The 18,524-nt window shown below is 41.1% G+C and carries 15 protein-coding genes; 11 read left to right on the top strand and 4 right to left on the bottom strand.

The annotated features are described in order from the left end of the window. Window positions 1-11: 11 nt before the first annotated feature. Complete coding sequence (locus AAEU29_RS13870; protein WP_421973894.1) at window positions 12-356, bottom strand: HopJ type III effector protein; 345 nt, start codon at window positions 354-356, stop codon at window positions 12-14. A gap of 141 nt (window positions 357-497) precedes the next feature. On the opposite strand from AAEU29_RS13870, the gene AAEU29_RS13865 reads away from it, so the two are divergent. Further along, entirely contained in the window at window positions 498-986 is a 489-nt protein-coding gene (locus AAEU29_RS13865) for a DUF4442 domain-containing protein (protein WP_421973893.1), read from the top strand. Here the strand turns inward: AAEU29_RS13865 and AAEU29_RS13860 are convergent. Together AAEU29_RS13860 and AAEU29_RS13855 are read right to left on the bottom strand one after the other, a co-directional pair. Beyond that, window positions 983-3,202 (bottom strand): putative bifunctional diguanylate cyclase/phosphodiesterase, encoded by a 2,220-nt coding sequence (locus AAEU29_RS13860; protein WP_421973892.1) that lies wholly within the window; start codon window positions 3,200-3,202, stop codon window positions 983-985. The two genes, AAEU29_RS13865 and AAEU29_RS13860, sit on opposite strands and share 4 nt — an antisense overlap. A 254-nt stretch (window positions 3,203-3,456) precedes the next feature. After that, window positions 3,457-4,344, bottom strand: a complete 888-nt coding sequence (locus AAEU29_RS13855; protein ID WP_421973891.1) for a DMT family transporter — start codon at window positions 4,342-4,344, stop codon at window positions 3,457-3,459. 328 nt (window positions 4,345-4,672) lie between these two features. Here AAEU29_RS13855 and AAEU29_RS13850 point away from each other — a divergent pair, with 328 nt between their 5' ends. From AAEU29_RS13850 to AAEU29_RS13840, 3 genes are all read left to right on the top strand, one after another. After that, window positions 4,673-4,939, top strand: a complete 267-nt coding sequence (locus tag AAEU29_RS13850) for a hypothetical protein (RefSeq protein WP_138629564.1) — start codon at window positions 4,673-4,675, stop codon at window positions 4,937-4,939. A gap of 68 nt (window positions 4,940-5,007) precedes the next feature. Further along, complete coding sequence (locus tag AAEU29_RS13845) at window positions 5,008-6,237, top strand: efflux RND transporter periplasmic adaptor subunit (protein WP_421973890.1); 1,230 nt, start codon at window positions 5,008-5,010, stop codon at window positions 6,235-6,237. A gap of 9 nt (window positions 6,238-6,246) precedes the next feature. Next, a complete protein-coding gene (locus AAEU29_RS13840; protein WP_421973889.1) occupies window positions 6,247-9,348 on the top strand; it encodes an efflux RND transporter permease subunit in 3,102 nt (1,033 codons plus the stop codon). Between the two features lie 66 nt (window positions 9,349-9,414). Here AAEU29_RS13840 and AAEU29_RS13835 read toward each other — a convergent pair whose 3' ends face one another. Continuing rightward, on the bottom strand, window positions 9,415-12,129 hold the full coding sequence (locus AAEU29_RS13835) for a choice-of-anchor B family protein (protein WP_421973888.1): 2,715 nt from the start codon (window positions 12,127-12,129) through the stop codon (window positions 9,415-9,417). Between the two features lie 97 nt (window positions 12,130-12,226). On the opposite strand from AAEU29_RS13835, the gene AAEU29_RS13830 reads away from it, so the two are divergent. The 7 genes from AAEU29_RS13830 (at window position 12,227) to AAEU29_RS13800 (ending at window position 18,389) form a co-directional block, all read left to right on the top strand. After that, complete coding sequence (locus AAEU29_RS13830) at window positions 12,227-12,868, top strand: MbnP family protein (protein WP_421973887.1); 642 nt, start codon at window positions 12,227-12,229, stop codon at window positions 12,866-12,868. Between the two features lies 1 nt (window position 12,869). Then, window positions 12,870-13,979 (top strand): MbnH family di-heme enzyme, encoded by a 1,110-nt coding sequence (locus AAEU29_RS13825; protein ID WP_421973886.1) that lies wholly within the window; start codon window positions 12,870-12,872, stop codon window positions 13,977-13,979. An 89-nt stretch (window positions 13,980-14,068) separates the two neighbouring features. Next, window positions 14,069-15,115, top strand: a complete 1,047-nt coding sequence (locus tag AAEU29_RS13820) for a proline racemase family protein (RefSeq protein ID WP_421973885.1) — start codon at window positions 14,069-14,071, stop codon at window positions 15,113-15,115. Next, the gene (locus tag AAEU29_RS13815) at window positions 15,112-16,203 is read left to right on the top strand and encodes a M24 family metallopeptidase (RefSeq protein WP_421973884.1); all 1,092 of its coding nucleotides are present in this window, start codon (window positions 15,112-15,114) and stop codon (window positions 16,201-16,203) included. The genes AAEU29_RS13820 and AAEU29_RS13815 overlap by 4 nt, the downstream gene beginning before the upstream one ends. An 11-nt stretch (window positions 16,204-16,214) precedes the next feature. Next, window positions 16,215-17,156 (top strand): bifunctional Delta(1)-pyrroline-2-carboxylate/Delta(1)-piperideine-2-carboxylate reductase, encoded by a 942-nt coding sequence (gene lhpI / locus AAEU29_RS13810; protein WP_421973883.1) that lies wholly within the window; start codon window positions 16,215-16,217, stop codon window positions 17,154-17,156. A gap of 13 nt (window positions 17,157-17,169) precedes the next feature. Further along, the gene (locus tag AAEU29_RS13805) at window positions 17,170-17,562 is read left to right on the top strand and encodes a DUF3592 domain-containing protein (protein ID WP_105173185.1); all 393 of its coding nucleotides are present in this window, start codon (window positions 17,170-17,172) and stop codon (window positions 17,560-17,562) included. A 35-nt stretch (window positions 17,563-17,597) separates the two neighbouring features. Further along, the gene (locus tag AAEU29_RS13800; protein ID WP_421973882.1) at window positions 17,598-18,389 is read left to right on the top strand and encodes a substrate-binding periplasmic protein; all 792 of its coding nucleotides are present in this window, start codon (window positions 17,598-17,600) and stop codon (window positions 18,387-18,389) included. Window positions 18,390-18,524: the final 135 nt, after the last annotated feature.

Genomic DNA, 18,524 nt, shown 5'->3' with positions numbered 1-18,524 from the left:
TTTTTGTGCCTTTATTTAGCTTCAAGCGCACTTTTAGCGAAGTTCACACCCGCCCAACCCGTTTTTATAAAGTTGCGAATATTTTGGTGATCGTCACCAGTAGGGTGTTGTAATACATCTACTCGATAGTAATCACCAAAGCAGTGAAGGGTTTGCTCTTCAGTTAGATTATTTAGCTTTGCAAAGCTGAAGATTTTGCAGCTGCCTGCATTTTCACCCGCATTATTGGTGATCTCTCCATTAGTAAATGTTTCAGGCGTATAGTTGTATTGGCTTTCAATAACTGCCATTACTTGTTGAAATGTAACGCTTTCAGGTGATGTGTTTAATTGCTCAAGTAAAGTTTCTAAAGTCATAATGCTTAACTTAAAAAATAAAAACGTCACTATGCAGCTTATTGTGAATTAGGTGAAATAGTTTTTAGCTATTTGATATTTTGCTGTTTTGCATGGCTTGGGTTACTCTTGGTGGTCTAACCAGTTTTATTGGAGAGCGAAATGGCTAATAAATTAAGCAAACTTGTTAGTAAAGTTTACAAATTACCAAAATCAACCCATGAGTTTTTACTCACAAAGCTATTTACCAGTCAGGTAAAGTTTGCTGCAACTGCAAAGTTAAAAGTGAATAAGATTGGCAACCAACAAGTGGTTGTAACACTCGCAAATAAAAAGCGTGTGCAAAATCATATTGGTGGTATTCATGCTGTCGGTGCCGCGTTAGCTGCAGAGTCTGCCTCTGGTATCGTGTTTGGTATGAATGTGCCTGATAGCCATTTACCGCTACTTAAATCAATGACACTTGAGTACAACAAGCGCATGCAAGGTGACATCACTGCAACTGCATCATTGAGAGAACAAGACATTGCGTTAATTACCACCCAGGAAAAAGGCGATTTAGTTGTACCTGTTATGCTTTCAGATGAAAGTGGCGATAGCCCAATTAGCTGCGAAATGCGTTGGGCTTGGGTCGCCAAAAAGCGCCGTTAGCAAGCCTTTTGAGTAACTTCTTGAGTTGCCAAAAAAACTTTTAACGCATTTATCTCCATTGGTTTGGCATGCAGAAACCCTTGTTCAATATCAATACCGAGCGCTCGCACTATGTGGTGTTGAGCGTCTATTTCAACACCCTCTGCCACGGTTAGAATGTTGTGGCATTTCGCAATAGATACAATTTGATGAAGTAGCGCTGCATCTTGATCTTTTTCATGGATGTGAGTAATAAAACTGCGGTCAATTTTCAGTTCATGGATCGGGTAATCGCGTATCTGTGATAGCGATGAATAACCTGTACCAAAGTCATCGAGCGAAATTAGAAAACCATAGGCCATCAGTTTGTCGAATAATCCTTGCACAGCTGCTTTGTCTTCAATAAAAATCGACTCTGTTACTTCTAAAATGATGCATTTAGGTGAAATTTGATAGTGTTCAACATGACGTTTTAGTATTTCGAACAACGGCGTATACATTAACTGATAAGCCGAAACATTGATTGATAAGCTAATTTCAGTATATTTTAGGTGCTTGGCATAATCATGTAGTGCCTGCTGAATAACAAACTCGCCAATTTCTGCAATCAGCCCAGTTTCTTCTGCAATTGGAATAAATTTATCGGGTGGCACAAACCCTAACTTTTTATTTTGCCAACGCAGTAGCACCTCTAACCCTTTAACGGCGCTTTGCTCGGTGTAAATTTGCGGTTGGTAAGTTAAATAGAGCTCTTTATTTTGAATTGCACTTTTTAGTTCGGTTTCAATATCAACACGATAATGCAGCTGTTCAGCCAGCCCTTTATCAAAAAAGCAGTAACGGTTTTTCAATTTCTTTGCTTCGAACATAGCAATTTCGGCATAAATTTCAGCTGTCTGTGGTTCAATAATTTCGTCAGCATGGTAAATACCAATACTTGCACTAATCGATAACTTTAAGTTATCGAGAATCATGGTCACACTAATTGCTGAAAGAATATTGCTTGCGAGAGAGGCGCTTTTTGTACGATCTGTTGATTGTAAAATAATGAAAAACTCGTCACCGCCAGTACGAACAGCTAATGCACCAGAGCCACAACAGTGTGATATGCGATCTGCGACCAATTGCAGCGTTTTATCACCAGTATGGCGGCCAAAGCGATCATTAATATGTTTAAAGTTATCTAAATCAACGCACATTAAAGTGTATTGGCCTTGATTAAAGGCTTGGTCATTAACGAGAGTGTTATCAAAGAAATAACGATTGGCTAGTTTAGTTAATTTATCGAAGTTCGCTTGCTGATACAGCTTATTTTTATAGATTTTATCTAAGCGATATAAATGGCGGGTGATGAAAAAGCTTATCGCAATCGCTAACGTGCAAAAAGTACTTACCCAAGCCGCAAAATTACTTACTTCACTGTAAATTGCTTTTAGCGGTAACCTAACCGCCACAAAGGTGTTAAATGCATTGTTGTAAGAAATGCCAACGCGCACGTGGGGGATCCCTGAAGTGCGATTTGTATAAATTGAAATACCATCGCTTTGTTTGTAGCGATCAACAGTGCGGCCAGTTATTTTTTTTACGCTTTGATTTACATAGTCAACAAATTTAGCTGGCATTTGTTGGCCATAAGGATGGGTTTTATTGCCATGCAATGATTTAGGCGATGTATGGAATAAGCTCCAGTATTGATTTGGCATCGCGGATTTTTGCGTAACAAGTATTTCCATATCGCGATCTAAAATATCGTAACGCCATGGATTGTGCTGCGAATTTAAATCAACCTCAATGGAAATTAAAATAGGCTGTTGGCTGTTTTTAAGTTGTGTTAAGTAACTGATCGGCAGCCTTAGCGTATTATCTTCTGCAACGGCATAAGGCACGCTAATTAATAATTGGTTTGTTCTTAGGGTTTGTTTTAATCCCAACTCTGAAATGTTTTTCGGTGTTTTTACAACAGCTTTTTGATTACTTAATAAAGTTGTTAACTGTTGTTTATCATCGAGCAAGAAAAATTGCGTAGTTAGATAATATGGAAAGTGGCTGAAAGTAACCTTGTTAACGTTTTTTACATGCTCAACAGTGATGTTTTCAGGTATTTCAGAAAGTAAGCGCTCTGCCATAGTAAATACAACTAGGTGCTGTTCTAGTTGGGCAACAGAAGAAGACATGATGAACTCGGAATGCGCTTTTATTTTTTCATCAACTTTTGCCATATGATTTTGGTAATGCATAGCAATTAGCGTTGAAGCAAGCACAAATAAGAGAGCAACAATAATGATAAATAAACGCCCGAGAAAAGAGCGGTAAAAGTGCTTTATTTCAGACAAGTCATACATAAATTATTAAAAACATTCCGTTGCCTCTCTCCTGAGTCGCATAAGTTAAAGATGGGCAGTTTATCAATATCTGGCTTATAAACTCTGTTTCAAATCAAAAGATCAGAATTGATAACCGTGAATGGTGCTAAAACCAATCAATTTCACAACTAATTTTTCGCTTTTATTAACTTTTGAATCGCTAAACCACAAATAATAAAGCCAAGACCAACAACCGTGGCGGGGTGAATTGCTTCACCTAAAAAAGTATAGATAAAAATGAGTGATAAAAACGGCGAAATAAAGATTAAATTACTAACACTTGCGGTATTTTCAGCTTTTTTCATTGCCATTAGCCACAGTACAAATGTAATCCCCATTTCAAATAACCCAACATAAGCCGCTGCGAGCCATGCTTTACCAGAAGGAATTTGCCAAGCATTTTGCCAAGTCAGCACAAAGGCAATAAAGGGTAAGCCAATAGAGAAACAAATGAATAAGCTAATTACAGGTTTATCAGTATTCTTGGTGCTAAAAATCCAATACAACGCCCAAAGTAGTGTTGATAATAAAGCAAGTCCAACACCCAGCGGGCTTTCAAAATTTAGCTCGGTAAATTGCCCTTTTGTACTGATTATAAGTACACCAATATAGGCGAAAAGTAATGCGGCAATATCGGTTTTTCGAAGGCGTTGCCCAAGCATAGGTACAGCTAGCAGGCTTAACGCAATTGCCCAAGTGTAATTAAGAGCCTGCGCTTGTTGCGCAGGTAGCAAGTCATACGCTTTAAATAAAATGAGGTAATACAAAAAAGGGTTGAGAACACCGAGTTTTAAATACAGTAATGGTTTGCCCAAAAACGCTGTTTTTACATGTTTATAATCACCATTTACAAGTAAAAAAACAGCCAAAAACAACCAGCTAAATGCAGAGGCATAAAATACCAACTGAAGAGGTGTAAGTTGCATTAATGCGAGTTTAAATGCAGTAGCAACAGTCGACCATAAAAAGACGGCCGATAAGGCATAGAAAATTGCGTGTTTTTGGTTTTTTACCATGTGCGTAGTAAGTTAGGGGTTAAGATGAAAATGTTATCTGTATATTTTATAACAAGTTGAATGCAAAGTTGGTTAAATATGCTGATCTATATGGTTATCAATATGTAAAAAAATAGCATTTTAGTATTTAAATGAATTTATTAATATAAAGAGCTTGCAGAGAGCTTTTTCATCTACGAACCAGAACTAACCTTATACCCAAAGCTTAGGGCTAGCTAAGTTTTATACAATCACGTATACTTTTTGCGTTATGCGAATTTTATATTTAATGCTTATTTTCAGTATTTTTCTAAATCCACTTGCGGCGAACAGTATGCAAGGGGAGGAAATGTCGTGCGCTGAAATGCATCAAGTAGAAAAAAGCATGGAAAGTTCAAATCACAGTTGTTGTGATGACAGCCAAATGCAGCAAGAAATGGCTAAGCATGATTGCGAAACCTGTAATGATTGCAGTGCAAAATGCCATACCTCATGCTGTGTATTTTCGGCATTCGCCTTCTCAGAGCCAATAGCAAAAGAGCTCGCGTATCTTACCATTGGGCTTTCAAACTACCCAACACCACTGCAAGTTAGCATTATACCGCCAATAGCTTAATTCAACTTTTTAAGCCGTATTTGCCAACGTCAAATACACCTTATTTATTTGAATTGAGAACTAAAGCTATGAAAAATTTATTAATTATTTGCTTAGCGCTTTTTGCAAGCCTGAGTTTTGCAAACGTGTCATCGCCTGATCTGGTAAATGAATTGACACAATCACCCGCTAAAAGCACCAAGTTTGTCTGTCCAATGCACAGCCATATCGTTAAAGACCACCCAGGCAAATGCCCAATTTGTGGCATGGACTTAGTGGAACTTTCAGCACCTGAAAGTAGTGAAGAAGTGGCTATTTCAGTGTCAGGGCATACTCAGCAGAGCATGGCGTTAACTAAAGCACCGGTTGAGCGTTCTACTTTATGGCGTTTTATTGAGACCTTTGGCAAGGTTGAATATGACGAAAATGGCCTAACCCATATTCACCCAAGAGCAACGGGCTGGGTTGAAAACCTACAAGTAAAAACTTTAGGAGCACGTGTAAAAAAAGGTGAGTTACTTTATGAAATTTACGCGCCTGAGTTAATTGTTGCCCAAGACGATTATTTATCCCTGCTTAAAACAAATCCAACGAATAAAGGCTTGAAAGAACGTGGCCGCACACGTTTACGTTTATTAGGCATGTCAGAAAAACTAATCGACCAAATTGAGAAAACTAAAGAGTCACTGTTTCGCGTGCCTTACTATGCACCACATGATGCGATAGTGTCTGAGCTTGGCATTCGTGAAGGTATGTATGTGCAGCCAGCCGTAAAGCTAATGACCTTGGCGGATCTTTCACAGGTGTGGGTGCTAGCCGATGTGTTTGAGCATCAAATTGATTGGGTTGAAAATGGTAAGTGGGTTGAGTTTGACCTCCCTGCGATAGGTGTGTATGCCATTGAAGGTAAGATTGAATACATCTATCCAGCGCTTGATCCTAAAACCCGTACATTAAAGGTTAGATTGTCTTTAAATAATGAAAGCGGTTCATTTAAGCCAGATATGCTAGCAAATGTACGTATTTATGGTGGCCCTAAAGAAGATGTACTTAATATCCCCGTTGAAGCGCTTATTCGAACTGGCAAGCAGAATCGTGTAGTGGTAGAACAACACGATGGCACCTTTGTCTCGCGTGAAGTGATGGTGGGCATGATCACTCAAGGCCGCGCTGAAATTATGCAAGGGCTAGCACAAGGTGAACAAGTAGTAACATCTGGTCAATTCTTAATAGACAGCGAATCGAACATTCGCTCTGCTATTTTGAAAATGAGTCAAGATGGCAAACCAGCCAAAGCAATGCAGTCGCATCAACACTAGGAGGCGATTATGTTGCAGTGGATTATTCAAACCAGTTTAAAGTACAAAGTATTGGTGCTGTTATTGGCTGCCATGCTAGCGATATTGGGCGTTTATTCGGTAAAGAAAACACCGCTTGATGCCATTCCTGATTTATCGGATGTGCAGGTTATAGTTAAAACCAGCTTTCCGGGGCAAGCACCTGAAGTAGTTGAAGAGCAAGTAACATATCCGTTATCAACCAGTTTAATGGCAGTACCAAAAGCAAAAACGGTGCGAGGTTTTAGCTTTTTTGGTGACTCTTACGTTTACATTATTTTTGAAGACGATACCGACTTGTATTGGGCACGCTCACGGGTGTTGGAATACCTAAACCAAGTAACCGCAAATTTACCAAGTGACGCTAAGCCAACTTTAGGGCCTGATGCGTCAGGGGTTGGTTGGGTTTATCAATATGCCTTAATTGACAAAACAGGTCAGCAAAACTTAGCTCAGTTACGTACTTTGCAAGATTGGTTTTTAAAGTACGAATTGCAGTCAGTGGCGGGTGTAAGTGAAATTGCTACCGTTGGCGGCATGGTGCAAAGTTATCAGGTGGTTGTGGAGCCTCTGAGGTTAATGCAGTACGGCGTAACGCTCACACAGGTAAAGTCAGCAATCGAAAATGCCAATAGTGAGGTGGGCGGTTCGGTGCTTGAAATGGCAGAGGCCGAATACATGGTGCGCAGTCGTGGATTTTTAACCGACTTGGATGCGTTTAAAGCCATTCCCTTAGGCATTATTAATGACGACGGTAGCCCGTTATTGCTAGAACATGTTGCGACCATTCGTTTGGGTCCGCAAATGCGCCGAGGCATTGCCGAATTAAATGGTGAAGGTGAAGTGGTTGGTGGCATCGTGGTGATGCGCGATGGCGAAAATGCACTAACAACCATTGCCAATGTAAAAGCTAAAATTGCGCAAATTACACCGAGCCTACCTCAAGGAGTTGAGATTGTAACGGTTTACGACCGCTCAAACTTAATTGAACGCTCGGTTGAAAATTTGCAGTCAAAACTGATTGAAGAAATGATTGTTGTTGCCTTGGTGTGCTTAGTATTTTTAATGCATGCACGCTCAACGCTAGTGGCTGTGATTTGTTTACCGTTAGCGGTATTAGCGGGCTTTATTTTAATGCGCTTAATGGGCATTAATGCCAATATTATGAGCCTGGGTGGTATTGCGATTGCAATTGGTGCGTTAGTTGATGCTGCAATTGTGATGGTGGAAAACTGCCATAAACACCTTGAGCAGTATCGCGCTGAAACGGGCGAAAACGCTCAGGGAAAAGCGCATTGGCAATTAGTAAGTAAAGCCGCTGTGGAAGTAGGGCCTGCGCTTTTCTTCTCGCTAATTTTAATTACGGTGAGCTTTATGCCGGTGTTTGCCCTTGAAGCACAGGAAGGGAAATTATTTAGCCCGCTTGCCTATACCAAAACTTTTGTCATGGCGGCTGCCGCACTGTTAAGCGTGACCTTAGTACCTGTATTAATGGGGTATTTAGTGCGTGGCAATATACCAAGTGAGCAAAATAACTATCTAACCCGTGCGTTAGTAGCAATCTACCGCCCGATTTTAGACCTCTGCTTAAAAGTACCTAAATTTACGCTGTTGGTTGCTATTGTGATTGCGGCATCAAGTTATTACCCGCTTTCTAAATTAGGCAGTGAGTTTATGCCTGAGCTAGAAGAGGGGGATTTGCTCTATATGCCAACCACGCTGCCGGGTGTTTCCATTGCGGAAGCGGGTGAAATACTGCAACAAACCGACCGCTTAATAAAAACGCAGCCCGAGGTACTTAGTGTATTTGGTAAAGTAGGCCGTGCAGAAACCGCAACCGACCCTGCGCCGCTAACCATGCTTGAAACCACCATTCAGTTAAAACCAAAGAGTGAATGGCGCGAAGGAGTTACCCTTGAAACCATTATTGCTGAGTTGCAAGCAAGTGTGAATTTTCCGGGGCTTGCCAATGCCTGGGTACAGCCAATTAAAACCCGTATTGATATGCTATCAACTGGTGTTAAAACTCCAGTTGGCATTCAAATCTCGGGCGATGATTTAGCGCAAATTGAGCAAATAGGCCGTGATGTTGAGCGCATTTTAGCGGATGTTCCGGGTACCTTATCGGCTTATGCTGAGCGGGCGCAGTCAGGGCGCTATATTGATATATCACCAAGGCGCAAAGACGCTGCCAAATACGGTTTGAATATTGCCGATATTCAAAATCTAGTTAAGCATGCTTTGGGTGGCGCCAATATTGGCCAGTCGGTGCAAGGCAAAGAGCGCTTTCCAATTAACTTGCGCTACCCACGCCGTTATCGTGACCAAATTGAAGAGCTAAAAACACTCCCGTTTTTATCACCAACGGGTGCATGGGTCACGCTAGAGCAGGTTGCTGATATTGAAATTAAAGATGGCCCAGCGATGATTAAAAGCGAAAATGGTCGTTTTATTGCGTGGACATTTGTCGATTTAGCACCAGAGACCGTGATTGGTGATTATATTGCAGCTGCTAAAGCAGCACTGGATAATGAATTAGTGCTGCCTGCCAAGCACAGTATTCGATTTTCAGGCCAGTACGAGTATATGGAGCGGGTTACCAGTAAATTGGAATTGTTGATCCCAATCACATTGGCGATTATTTTTATTATTCTTTACCTCGCCTTTAACTCGTCATTGCAGGCAACGTTAGTGATGTTAACACTACCAGTGGCACTGGCGGGTTCATTGTGGTTTGTTTACTTGCTGGATTATCAGTTATCCGTTGCGGTTGCGGTAGGCATGATTGCCCTTGCGGGGGTTGCGGCTGAATTTGGTGTCGTGATGCTGATTTACCTCAATCAGGCGTTAAAGCAACATAAGGATATTTTAACTGCGGTTAAACAGGGTTCGGTACAGCGCGTTCGCCCTAAAGCGATGACGGTACTGACCATCGTGATTGGCTTAACACCGATTATGTTGGGAGGTGGCACGGGCAGTGAGGTGATGCAAAAAATCGCCGCGCCAATGCTCGGCGGTATGGTGATAAGCCCACTGGTGAGTATGTTGGTATTACCTTGTGCTTATTATCTGTTGTATCGCAATAAAAAATAAACGCACCACAACATAAAACAAAAAAGCGCCAATTGGCGCTTTTTTAAGTCAACAGACCTAATAGTTTTACCTTCTACGAATTGCTAACAGCGACATCAGAAGTAATAAGTAAATAGGTAAACTACCGCTCGATGAACTCGATTTTTCTGGCTCTGGTGGAGCAACCGGTGCAACAACAGTAATGGTTAATTCATCACTGCTGCTTGCGCCATGTTCATCGGTAGCAGTAAATGAAATGATAGCACTTCCAGCGTCGCTTGTGGCAGAAACGCTAGGCGTTAAGCTGTCCTCATTGGTGATATTAATTGCAACACCAGATACTCGTTGCCACTGATAAGTCAGTTGCTCAGTGCGATCATCGCTGGCAGTTGCTGCATTTAAAACCGTTGATGCATTTGTTGCCAGTTCAATATCGTTACCTGCGTATACCTCAGGTGCGCTATTGCTGTCATCATCTGAAATGGTGATTTCAACCTGTTGATTGCTTAACAAGCTGTCATCATTATTAGTAAGTTTGATAATAAAGCGTTCGGCATCTTCAATTTCTTGATCGTCCGTAATGCTAAATGAAATGGTTTTATTGGCAGTGTCGCCTTCAGCCCAGGTTACTGTGCCATTTTCAAAAGAAATATCGTCACTGCTCGCTGTTAGGTATTCAACTTGGTAGTCAAAGGTAATTTGGCCGCGGCTGCCACCCATACGGCTTAATTCAATATTTACATCACCTGTTTTTTCAGAGAAGGTGCGGCTTGTTTGAACAAAGCCAACTTTACCTTGGCTGGCAAGGCCATTAATGGTGACTTTCATAATTCGGTTATCACCGATTTCAAGATTGCTCGATGCATTGTGCAAGCGAATATAAAAGTCTTTTAGTGATGTTTCACCAGTATCTAAAAGTGCCAAACCGATTACTTTAGGAGTTGTATCGTTGGCTGCCCAGGTTAACACTTGCGTGCTGTTACGTTGGCTCATATCGCTATTGAGTTGTGCACTACCATTGATGATTTCAAATTCAACGCTGGCTTCATCGTTAACAGCGGATGGCTTAGCGACGACAAGGCGCAGCTCATCACCGCGCTCAGCTGTTAATTCGGTGCTTTCAAACGCCACGTTAACACTGTTATCGCGAGAGGTATCTTTAACAATGTATAAGCCGCTATTGATATCACTAATTAGAATATTACCGGAAGGCAAGTAAGGGTAAGTACCCCAAGCACCATTAAATGAAGCATTATTTGAGGTTGGGAAAGTATCGAAATAACCGACTTCTTGCGGGTTGATTGGATCGCTAATATCTAAAATAGTTAAACCACGCTCGTAATTAGACATGTAATAACGGTTGCCTTTAACAAATCCGTTGTGGTCTATGGTGCGGTTATTACTGGTCCATTTACCGACAATCGTTGGTTGTGTTAGATCGGCTAAATCAAGAATGCGAACAGTGGTATTTAAACCGCCTTTATTTTCATCAAACTCATCATGCACATACACGTAGCGTTTGTTTTCGTGCCACCAACCTGAATGAATATACTGGCTGCTGCTATCGACATCATCATAGCCTACTTGTCCTAAACGTTCGGTATTAGCAGATTGTGTTGCATCCCAAATGCGAATTTCATTTTCGTTAAAATCGATAAATACATCACACACACCGCTCGTGGCATTAACGCAATCTCGCGTAGCACGGGTGTCGTTTATTGACATGCTGGTGGCGTCATGTGTGTAGTTTGCGCGTGATGTTGAGCCAATATCAAAGCTTTTGCTGGGATTGTTGGGCGTTGTTAAATCATAGGTAGTAAACGAGCCGCCATATTTGTTTGAACCAACAATTTGCATTTTTGCAGATTGGCCGTTGAGCGGCAGATTTAAACTGTAATCAACATTACTGATATACACGTTATGTGCGCTATTTACCGTGAAATTTGTGCCTGCAAGCGATACCGATGTGGGTAAATTATTTAGGTTAATAATCTGCACGCCAGTGTTTGCTTCAGCTGTTACATAGGCGTACGCTTGATAGGCGTTTAATGTATCGTCGTAGTATTGCAGTACTTTTATATCGCGCCACGTCGTATTTGCCCCAGCAACATGACCAACTAATGTTGGGTTTGTTGGGTCCGCTAAACTGTATACGCGAATGCCATCAGAGAACCCCATAATGGCGTATTCAATGCCACTATTTAAATCAACATGTCCCCAAATATCATTACCTGAAGTGGAGCTTGGTAATGGTACATGCGCGACTAAATCTACATTGTTACAGGAATACGAACCGGCACGGCCATTCTCACATGCGGTGCTACTTTGCTGTTCAAAAAGCGCTTGGTGACGCGCTAGTTTTTGTTTTAACTGTTTTGAAATTGTTAAGCTTTTAGTGTCTGCAATGACATTAAAGCCAGCCTTTTGCAACATGTCATGTAAGGCGAGTGGCGCACCAACAATTTGTGTTTTATTGCTATTTGGGTTCTGTACTTGAAAGTGATCAAAGCGGTTAAAACCACCCAACACGGGCACTAACTCGCTTTGTAAGTAAAAAAGTTCAGACTCATTTTTTAATTCGTATTGACCACTTGCGACTAATACTTTGTCCCCTTTACTGGCTTGCGATACAGCATAGGCAATGGATTTACATGGCCTGACGGGGTTGTTGCAGTCACCTTTATCCATTCCGTTGGTAGCTACAAAACGTGCTTTGTCATGTTCGGTGTGTGCAAGCGCACTGAGGCTAGTAATGCTACTTGCCAAAGCAAGTGTTAGCAGTGTAAGTTTCTGAGTCATCATAACTTTGTTAGGATCCTGTTCCTGTATTAATTACAGTGTAACTAATCAATCAAGAGAGTAAACCACCTTGCTGCGGTCATTTTGTATACTTTTGTTAATGAGTTTTTTGTTTGCATGTCAAAAACCATCAACGACTAAAATTGAATTTGTTGTAAAACAACATGGCGTTCAACACACATGTGATGAGCGGCAAACACTCATGTGGTTTGTCTCCGAATTTAAATCGGAAAATGCAATCTCAATTAAGCCTAGTCATTTTTCATCAAACAGCGTTGCCTTAATTGGTGCAAATTGTGAGAAAAGCAGTTGGCAAGTTGAGCTTATGGCAGATGATTTAGACGGAAAAAAGCTATCATTTGAAATGGCGGTTCCGTTTAATGAAAATCACCTAAATCCACTTACTGCGGCATCACCACTTAACATCAGTGAAATGTTTTGGAGTTGGCAGTTAGGCCATAAGTTTTTCCGCTTTGATGGCGACAATGGATTTGCTTTCCATTTAGGCAGTACCGGCTGTAAAAGTGCATCGCGTTTACGGGCGCCTTCTGCACCCTGTACTTACCCAAACCGTTATCAGTTTGAGCTAGCTCGATTCGATGCGCAAAAACCAATTATTTTAGACTTAGATCGTTTGTTTTCTGAGGTGGATCGTTCTCGATCTTGTATGAGTGAACAAGCGAACGAGATTTGTCAGCAGTTGTTTAGCAACTTAACAACTAAGATATTTTATCAGGAATAATATGCGTCGTTCTTTACTGTTGTTGGCACTATTACTTGTGGGTTGTAGCGAGCCAAGTAAGCCATACAAATGGCAATTACCTGATGGTTTCCCCGAACCGCAAATTCCTTCAACGAACCCCATGAGTGATGCCAAAGTTGAACTTGGTCGACACTTATTTTATGACAAAAACTTGTCAGCAAATGGATTGCAAAGTTGCGCGTCATGTCATCAGCAAGATAGAGCATTTGCTGAAATGATCCCAACTTCGATTGGTTCGACAGGTGAGCTACATCACCGTAATGCGCAGGCACTAGTGAACGTTGCTTACAATAAAACACTGACCTGGGCTCACTCTGAAATGACTGAGTTGGAACAGCAAATTTTGCTCCCACTATTTGGTGAAACACCGCTAGAAATGGGTGTGACAGGGCATGAAGAAGAGGTGTTAGCACGTTTTAATACGCCAAAGTACAACGCATTATTTGAGAGAGCTTTTGGCACACAAGATGCGAGTTTTGATCATATTGTTAAAGCGCTTGCCAGTTTTACCCGCAGTTTGATTTCGTTTCAAAGTCGTTTTGATCAATATGCTTACGCCATGCAGGATGATGCACTGACAGCAAGCGAAATACGCGGTATGGATTTGTTTTTTTCTGAGCGTTTAGAGTGCCACCATTGCCATGGTGGTTTTAACTTTACGCAATCAACGACCCATCAAAAGCAGCAATTAGACCGTCATCCGTTTCATAATACAGGCCTTTATAATATTGATGGCAAAGGGGCATTTCCGCTAAGTGATCAAGGGTTATTTGCTATCACAGAAACGCCACAAGATATGGGCAAGTTTAGAGCGCCAACATTGCGTAATATTGCCTTAACAGCCCCTTATATGCACGATGGTAGTTTACAAACGTTAGAGCAAGTAATTGATTTTTATGCCGATGCAGGACGCAATATTACAACTGGCAAGCATCAAGGTGATGGCCGTGAAAACCCATATAAAAGTGCATTTATTAAAGGTTTTCAGTTAACTGAACAAGAAAAGCAAGACTTAGTGGCATTTTTACACACTTTAACTGACGAAAAGTTTATTAAAAACAAAGCGTTTAGTAATCCTTTTAAGCAATAATCACTTACCCAAGCTGGGCTTTATATTGATTTTAATATTTTCAAAGGTATATTGTATGCAAATGTTGATTTCGATATAGAAAGCTAAATATGAACACAAATGCGTTTGCTAATTGGCAACCAAGCAAAGCAATGCAGCAAATTACCACACTAGAAATGCACACAGGTGGTGAACCGTTACGCATTATTACATCGGGGTTTCCTAATTTAAAAGGCGACACCATTTTAGCAAAACGTCAGGACTGTTTAGCTAATCATGATGATTTACGAAAAGGCTTGATGTTTGAACCGCGTGGTCATGCAGATATGTATGGCGCATTGATTGTTGAACCGGAGCGCGATACCAGTGACTTGGGTGTGCTGTTTTTACATAACGAAGGTTACAGCACCATGTGCGGTCATGCCATTATTGCCCTATCTAAAGCGGCAATTGAAGCGGGTGTGATAAGTAAACAAGAAGGTGTTAATCAGATTAACTTTGATGTGCCTTGTGGTCAAATTCGCTCATCGGTAACCGTTAATAATGGTGAAATTAGCGATATTCGTTTTTTAAATGTGCCTTCATTCTTAGCGCTAAAAGCACAGCAAATTGAGGTTGAAGGCATAGGAGTTGTGACTTTTGACTTAGCCTACGGCGGCGCGTTTTATGCCTATGTTGATGCAGATGCCATTGGTTTGTCTCTTAAGCAAGATAACAGTAATCAAATTATTGATTGGGGTAAGCGTATTAAACAGGCGGTGATTGAAAGCACCGAAATTAACCACCCTTTTGAAGCTGATTTAAGCTTTTTGTACGGCACTATTTTTGTTTCGCATACCCAAATAGAACACCCAGATTCGCATAGTCGCAATGTGTGTATTTTTGCTGAAGGTGAGTTAGATCGCAGCCCAACAGGGTCGGGTGTAGCGGGGCGAGCAGCAATTCACTTTGCTAAAAACGAAATTGAAGCACAACAAGAGATTGTGATTGAAAGTATTTTAGGCTCACAGTTCAGTGTTAAAGTGGTTGATACACTAGAATATGGTGATTACATGGCGGTGATCCCCGAAGTGAGTGGGAACGCCAATGTGGTGGGTAAAAACACTTTTTATTTTGATCAGAACGATGCATTAAACACAGGATTTATTTTCCGATGAGCACCCCATTTTTATCGCGCCAAGCGACATTTCGCAGTTTATTAACCAGTTCACAGCTTGATAGCGCATTGATTTTTGGCTACGAGAATATTCGCTATTTATCTGGTTTTAGCGGTCATGCAGCCTATTTAGTGATTAATCAAAATAGTGGTTATTTAGTCACTGACTACCGTTACGCAGAGCAAGCCACAAATGAAAGCCAAGGCTTTGAAGTAATTTGTCGCGATCGTGATAACGAAACGTTAGGCCATTGCTTTAATCGTCTTATCGACAAAAATGCTAAGTTAGGTTTTGAAGCTGATCATATTAATGTTGGGGCTTGGCAAGCGATAAATGCAGAGTTGTCAGTTGCTCAATTAACGCCAATACAAGGCGTTGTTGAGCGTATGCGCTCAGTTAAAGATGATTGGGAAGTGAAGCAAATTGAGCTTGCAGCAGCGATTGCTGACCAAGCACTTAGCGAAACCTTACCTTATTTTAAAACCGGAGCCAGTGAGCGCGATATTGCACTTGAGCTTGAATATCGCATGCAAAAGTTAGGTTCAAATGGCATGAGCTTTGACACGATTTTGTTGTTTGGCGAACGCACTTCCTTACCACATGGTATGCCGGGTGAACGCAAACTCGCTGTTGGTGATTTTATTACCCTTGATTTTGGTGCTGTAATTAATGGTTATCGCTCTGATATGACGCGCAGTTATATTTATGGCGAAGCCAGTGAAAAACAACAATTGGTTTATCAAACTGTCGCAGATGCACAGGCTGCAGCTATGGCTGAAGTGGTTGCAGGTGCTGCGGCAACCAATGCCTTGAAAGCAAGTCATCGAGTGATTGAAAATGCGGGCTTTGCTGAGTATGCAGGTGAAGGGTTAGGCCATGGCGTAGGATTATTTTTACATGAATTTCCAATTATAAAACCTAACTGTGATTACCATCTTGAAGCCGGTAATGTCATTACGATTGAACCGGGAATTTATATTCCAAACTTCGGTGGTGTGCGTTTAGAGGATGATATTTTGGTTACTGAAAATGGCTACAAATTACTGACCCATGCTCCTAAGCAAATGATTTTACCTGAAAGAGGTTAAGTGGATACGCCATGAAAATAATTGAAAAAGAACAGGTGTTATCTAGCCTGACGTTTGATGCCTTAATTAATGCACTTAACACGAGTTTTGCCGGCAACTTTTTAATGCCACAGCGACAAGTGTTTGAACTGAAACCAGGTGATCCTTCACATAATGCATTTGCTGTTTTACCAGCGTGGGATGAAGAAGTGATTGGGGTGAAATCCTTTACTTATTTCCCGCAAAATGGCGAGGCGGGTTTTGAATCCTTATATTCAAAAATTATGCTGTTTGACCGAGCGCATGGTGTACCGCTTGCGCTGGTGGATGGCACAAGTGTGACGCTTTGGCGAACCGCTGCAGTTTCGGCGCTAGCAGCACGCTATCTAGCACGTGAAGATGCTGAGCATTTAGTGTTTTTTGGTAGCGGTAACCTTGCCAGTTATATGATTAAAGCGCATTTGTCAGTTCGCAATTACCGTAAAGTGACCATTATTGGCCGCAATCGCGACAAGGTAGACAGCTTGATTAGCCAGTTACAAAGCGAATTTAGTCACGTTGCATTTGTTGCTGGGCAATCTGATAAAGCAACGATTGCAAGTGCCTGCACAATTTGTTGTGCAACAGGCTCACCGGAGCCGTTATTTGATGGTAGCTGGGTCAGTGTTGGTACGCATATAGACCTAATCGGTAACCATCACAAACATTGCCGAGAGTGTGATACGCAAACGGTAACACAAAGTGAGGTGTACGTGGATGGCTTAACAAACGTGTTAAACGAAGCGGGGGAGTTGTTAATTCCGATAGCTGAAGGAGCGTTTAGCCAACAGCAAATAAAAGGTGAATTAGCCGACTTATGTGCTAAACGCGTTTTAGGCAGACAGCAAGAAAGTAGCATCACATTATTTAAATCGGTGGGCACGGCGCTTAGCGATCTTGTGGCTGCTAACCTTGTTTATAAGTTATCTAACTAAGTTGGGAATGGGCATGAAATTAGAGCTGTTATTAGTTGGCGGGTTAATATTACTTTGGGGCTTGGAGCCTTGGGTATATTATTTTTTGTGCCGCCAACGAAAACGCTCTTGGCGTGCTTGCGCTATTGAAAAAGCCACATTAGTTGGCTTACAAGATTTGATGCCATTTTACAGCTTTAAAGATAAACAAATGATGCTGCAATATTGTTTTGAACAAGAAAAATACAGTGTTATTTTGGAGTATGACAAAAGTTGTTTAAATGCGCTTAATGAGAATCAAACAGTGTATTTGTTTGTTGACCCAGCTAACCCGGAAAAAGCATTTTTATACCGTATGCCTAATCGCATAATTGCTTATTTATTTCCATTACTTGGCTTTCTTTTATTTACGCTAGCTCTCACCTAGACTTAGGAAAATGACTTCCTTTTATTAATAACTCAATGCGGCATTCCTGGCTAACAAATAGCTTTACTCTTATCGTAACTTTATTGCTTTCGGTTAAGCTGTTGGCAGCTGATCTTGAAATGGTGGTCACTGAACATTTTCCTCCCTATCAAGTAAAGGCTGGTGATAAGTTAGAAGGGGTGGCGGTTGAAATCGTTAATGCATTACTTAAGCGCGAAAGTATAGATACTCAGCATCTTATTCTTCCTTGGTCGCGGGCTTATCATATTGCAACCCAGCAAAAGAACGTGATGATTTATTCCATTCGTCGCACGCAAAAACGTGAAGGCGATTTCCTTTGGGTTGGGCCAATTTTTCCTGCAAACTCGTTGTTACAAAGTAAAAGTTCATTGTATTTATGGCAGTTAAAATCATTTAAACAAAAGAAAGTTAGCACAAATACCATGCGTAACTTAACGCTTGTAGTCGCAAGAGATGATTATTTGATGGACGAGATTGTTGCAAGGTATCAATGGCCCACCAAAAATGTGATGCAAGTGCGCACTTGGCCAGAGGCAATAACAGCACTGAAAGAACAGCGTGTTGATGCCATTGTGCTGCAAAAGAATAATTTAATCGCGCTGAGTAAGTTATTGGCGTTTGATATGTCAGAGTTTGAACCAGTTGTAGATTTAGGGCGGGCTCCGTTATTGCATATCGCTCTTAGCAAAGACTCAAACCCCATTTTATTAAAACGCTTACAACAAGCTTTAAATGATCTACACAACTCACAAGAGTACGTATTAATTGAACAAAAGTGGCGATCATCTTTTACTTCTGATCACTAAAGTGACTATTCATAAGATTTCTTGAACTACCCTTTTAATATTCACGGTTTTTATAATTGGTATAAGTCTTGATGGCTGGGAACACGCAATAAAACCCTTATAATGATTTGTGAATTATTAACAAATGCCTGACGC

The sequence above is a fragment of the Pseudoalteromonas aquimarina genome, assembly GCF_049257255.1.
Classification (GTDB): Bacteria; Pseudomonadota; Gammaproteobacteria; order Enterobacterales; family Alteromonadaceae; genus Pseudoalteromonas.
The sequence above is the reverse complement of the archived record's forward strand: the minus strand, read 5'-3'. Positions and strand labels throughout refer to the sequence as shown.

Excerpts from the sequence above, each read along its gene's own strand:
- AAEU29_RS13870 (WP_421973894.1), bottom strand. The coding sequence starts at position 356 with ATGACTTTAGAAACTTTACTTGAGCAATTAAACACATCACCTGAAAGC.
- AAEU29_RS13865 (WP_421973893.1), top strand. The coding sequence starts at position 498 with ATGGCTAATAAATTAAGCAAACTTGTTAGTAAAGTTTACAAATTACCA.
- AAEU29_RS13860 (WP_421973892.1), bottom strand. The coding sequence starts at position 3,202 with ATGCATTACCAAAATCATATGGCAAAAGTTGATGAAAAAATAAAAGCG.
- AAEU29_RS13855 (WP_421973891.1), bottom strand. The coding sequence starts at position 4,344 with ATGGTAAAAAACCAAAAACACGCAATTTTCTATGCCTTATCGGCCGTC.
- AAEU29_RS13850 (WP_138629564.1), top strand. The coding sequence starts at position 4,673 with ATGTCGTGCGCTGAAATGCATCAAGTAGAAAAAAGCATGGAAAGTTCA.
- AAEU29_RS13845 (WP_421973890.1), top strand. The coding sequence starts at position 5,008 with ATGAAAAATTTATTAATTATTTGCTTAGCGCTTTTTGCAAGCCTGAGT.
- AAEU29_RS13840 (WP_421973889.1), top strand. The coding sequence starts at position 6,247 with ATGTTGCAGTGGATTATTCAAACCAGTTTAAAGTACAAAGTATTGGTG.
- AAEU29_RS13835 (WP_421973888.1), bottom strand. The coding sequence starts at position 12,129 with ATGATGACTCAGAAACTTACACTGCTAACACTTGCTTTGGCAAGTAGC.
- AAEU29_RS13830 (WP_421973887.1), top strand. The coding sequence starts at position 12,227 with ATGAGTTTTTTGTTTGCATGTCAAAAACCATCAACGACTAAAATTGAA.
- AAEU29_RS13825 (WP_421973886.1), top strand. The coding sequence starts at position 12,870 with ATGCGTCGTTCTTTACTGTTGTTGGCACTATTACTTGTGGGTTGTAGC.
- AAEU29_RS13820 (WP_421973885.1), top strand. The coding sequence starts at position 14,069 with ATGAACACAAATGCGTTTGCTAATTGGCAACCAAGCAAAGCAATGCAG.
- AAEU29_RS13815 (WP_421973884.1), top strand. The coding sequence starts at position 15,112 with ATGAGCACCCCATTTTTATCGCGCCAAGCGACATTTCGCAGTTTATTA.
- lhpI (WP_421973883.1), top strand. The coding sequence starts at position 16,215 with ATGAAAATAATTGAAAAAGAACAGGTGTTATCTAGCCTGACGTTTGAT.
- AAEU29_RS13805 (WP_105173185.1), top strand. The coding sequence starts at position 17,170 with ATGAAATTAGAGCTGTTATTAGTTGGCGGGTTAATATTACTTTGGGGC.
- AAEU29_RS13800 (WP_421973882.1), top strand. The coding sequence starts at position 17,598 with ATGCGGCATTCCTGGCTAACAAATAGCTTTACTCTTATCGTAACTTTA.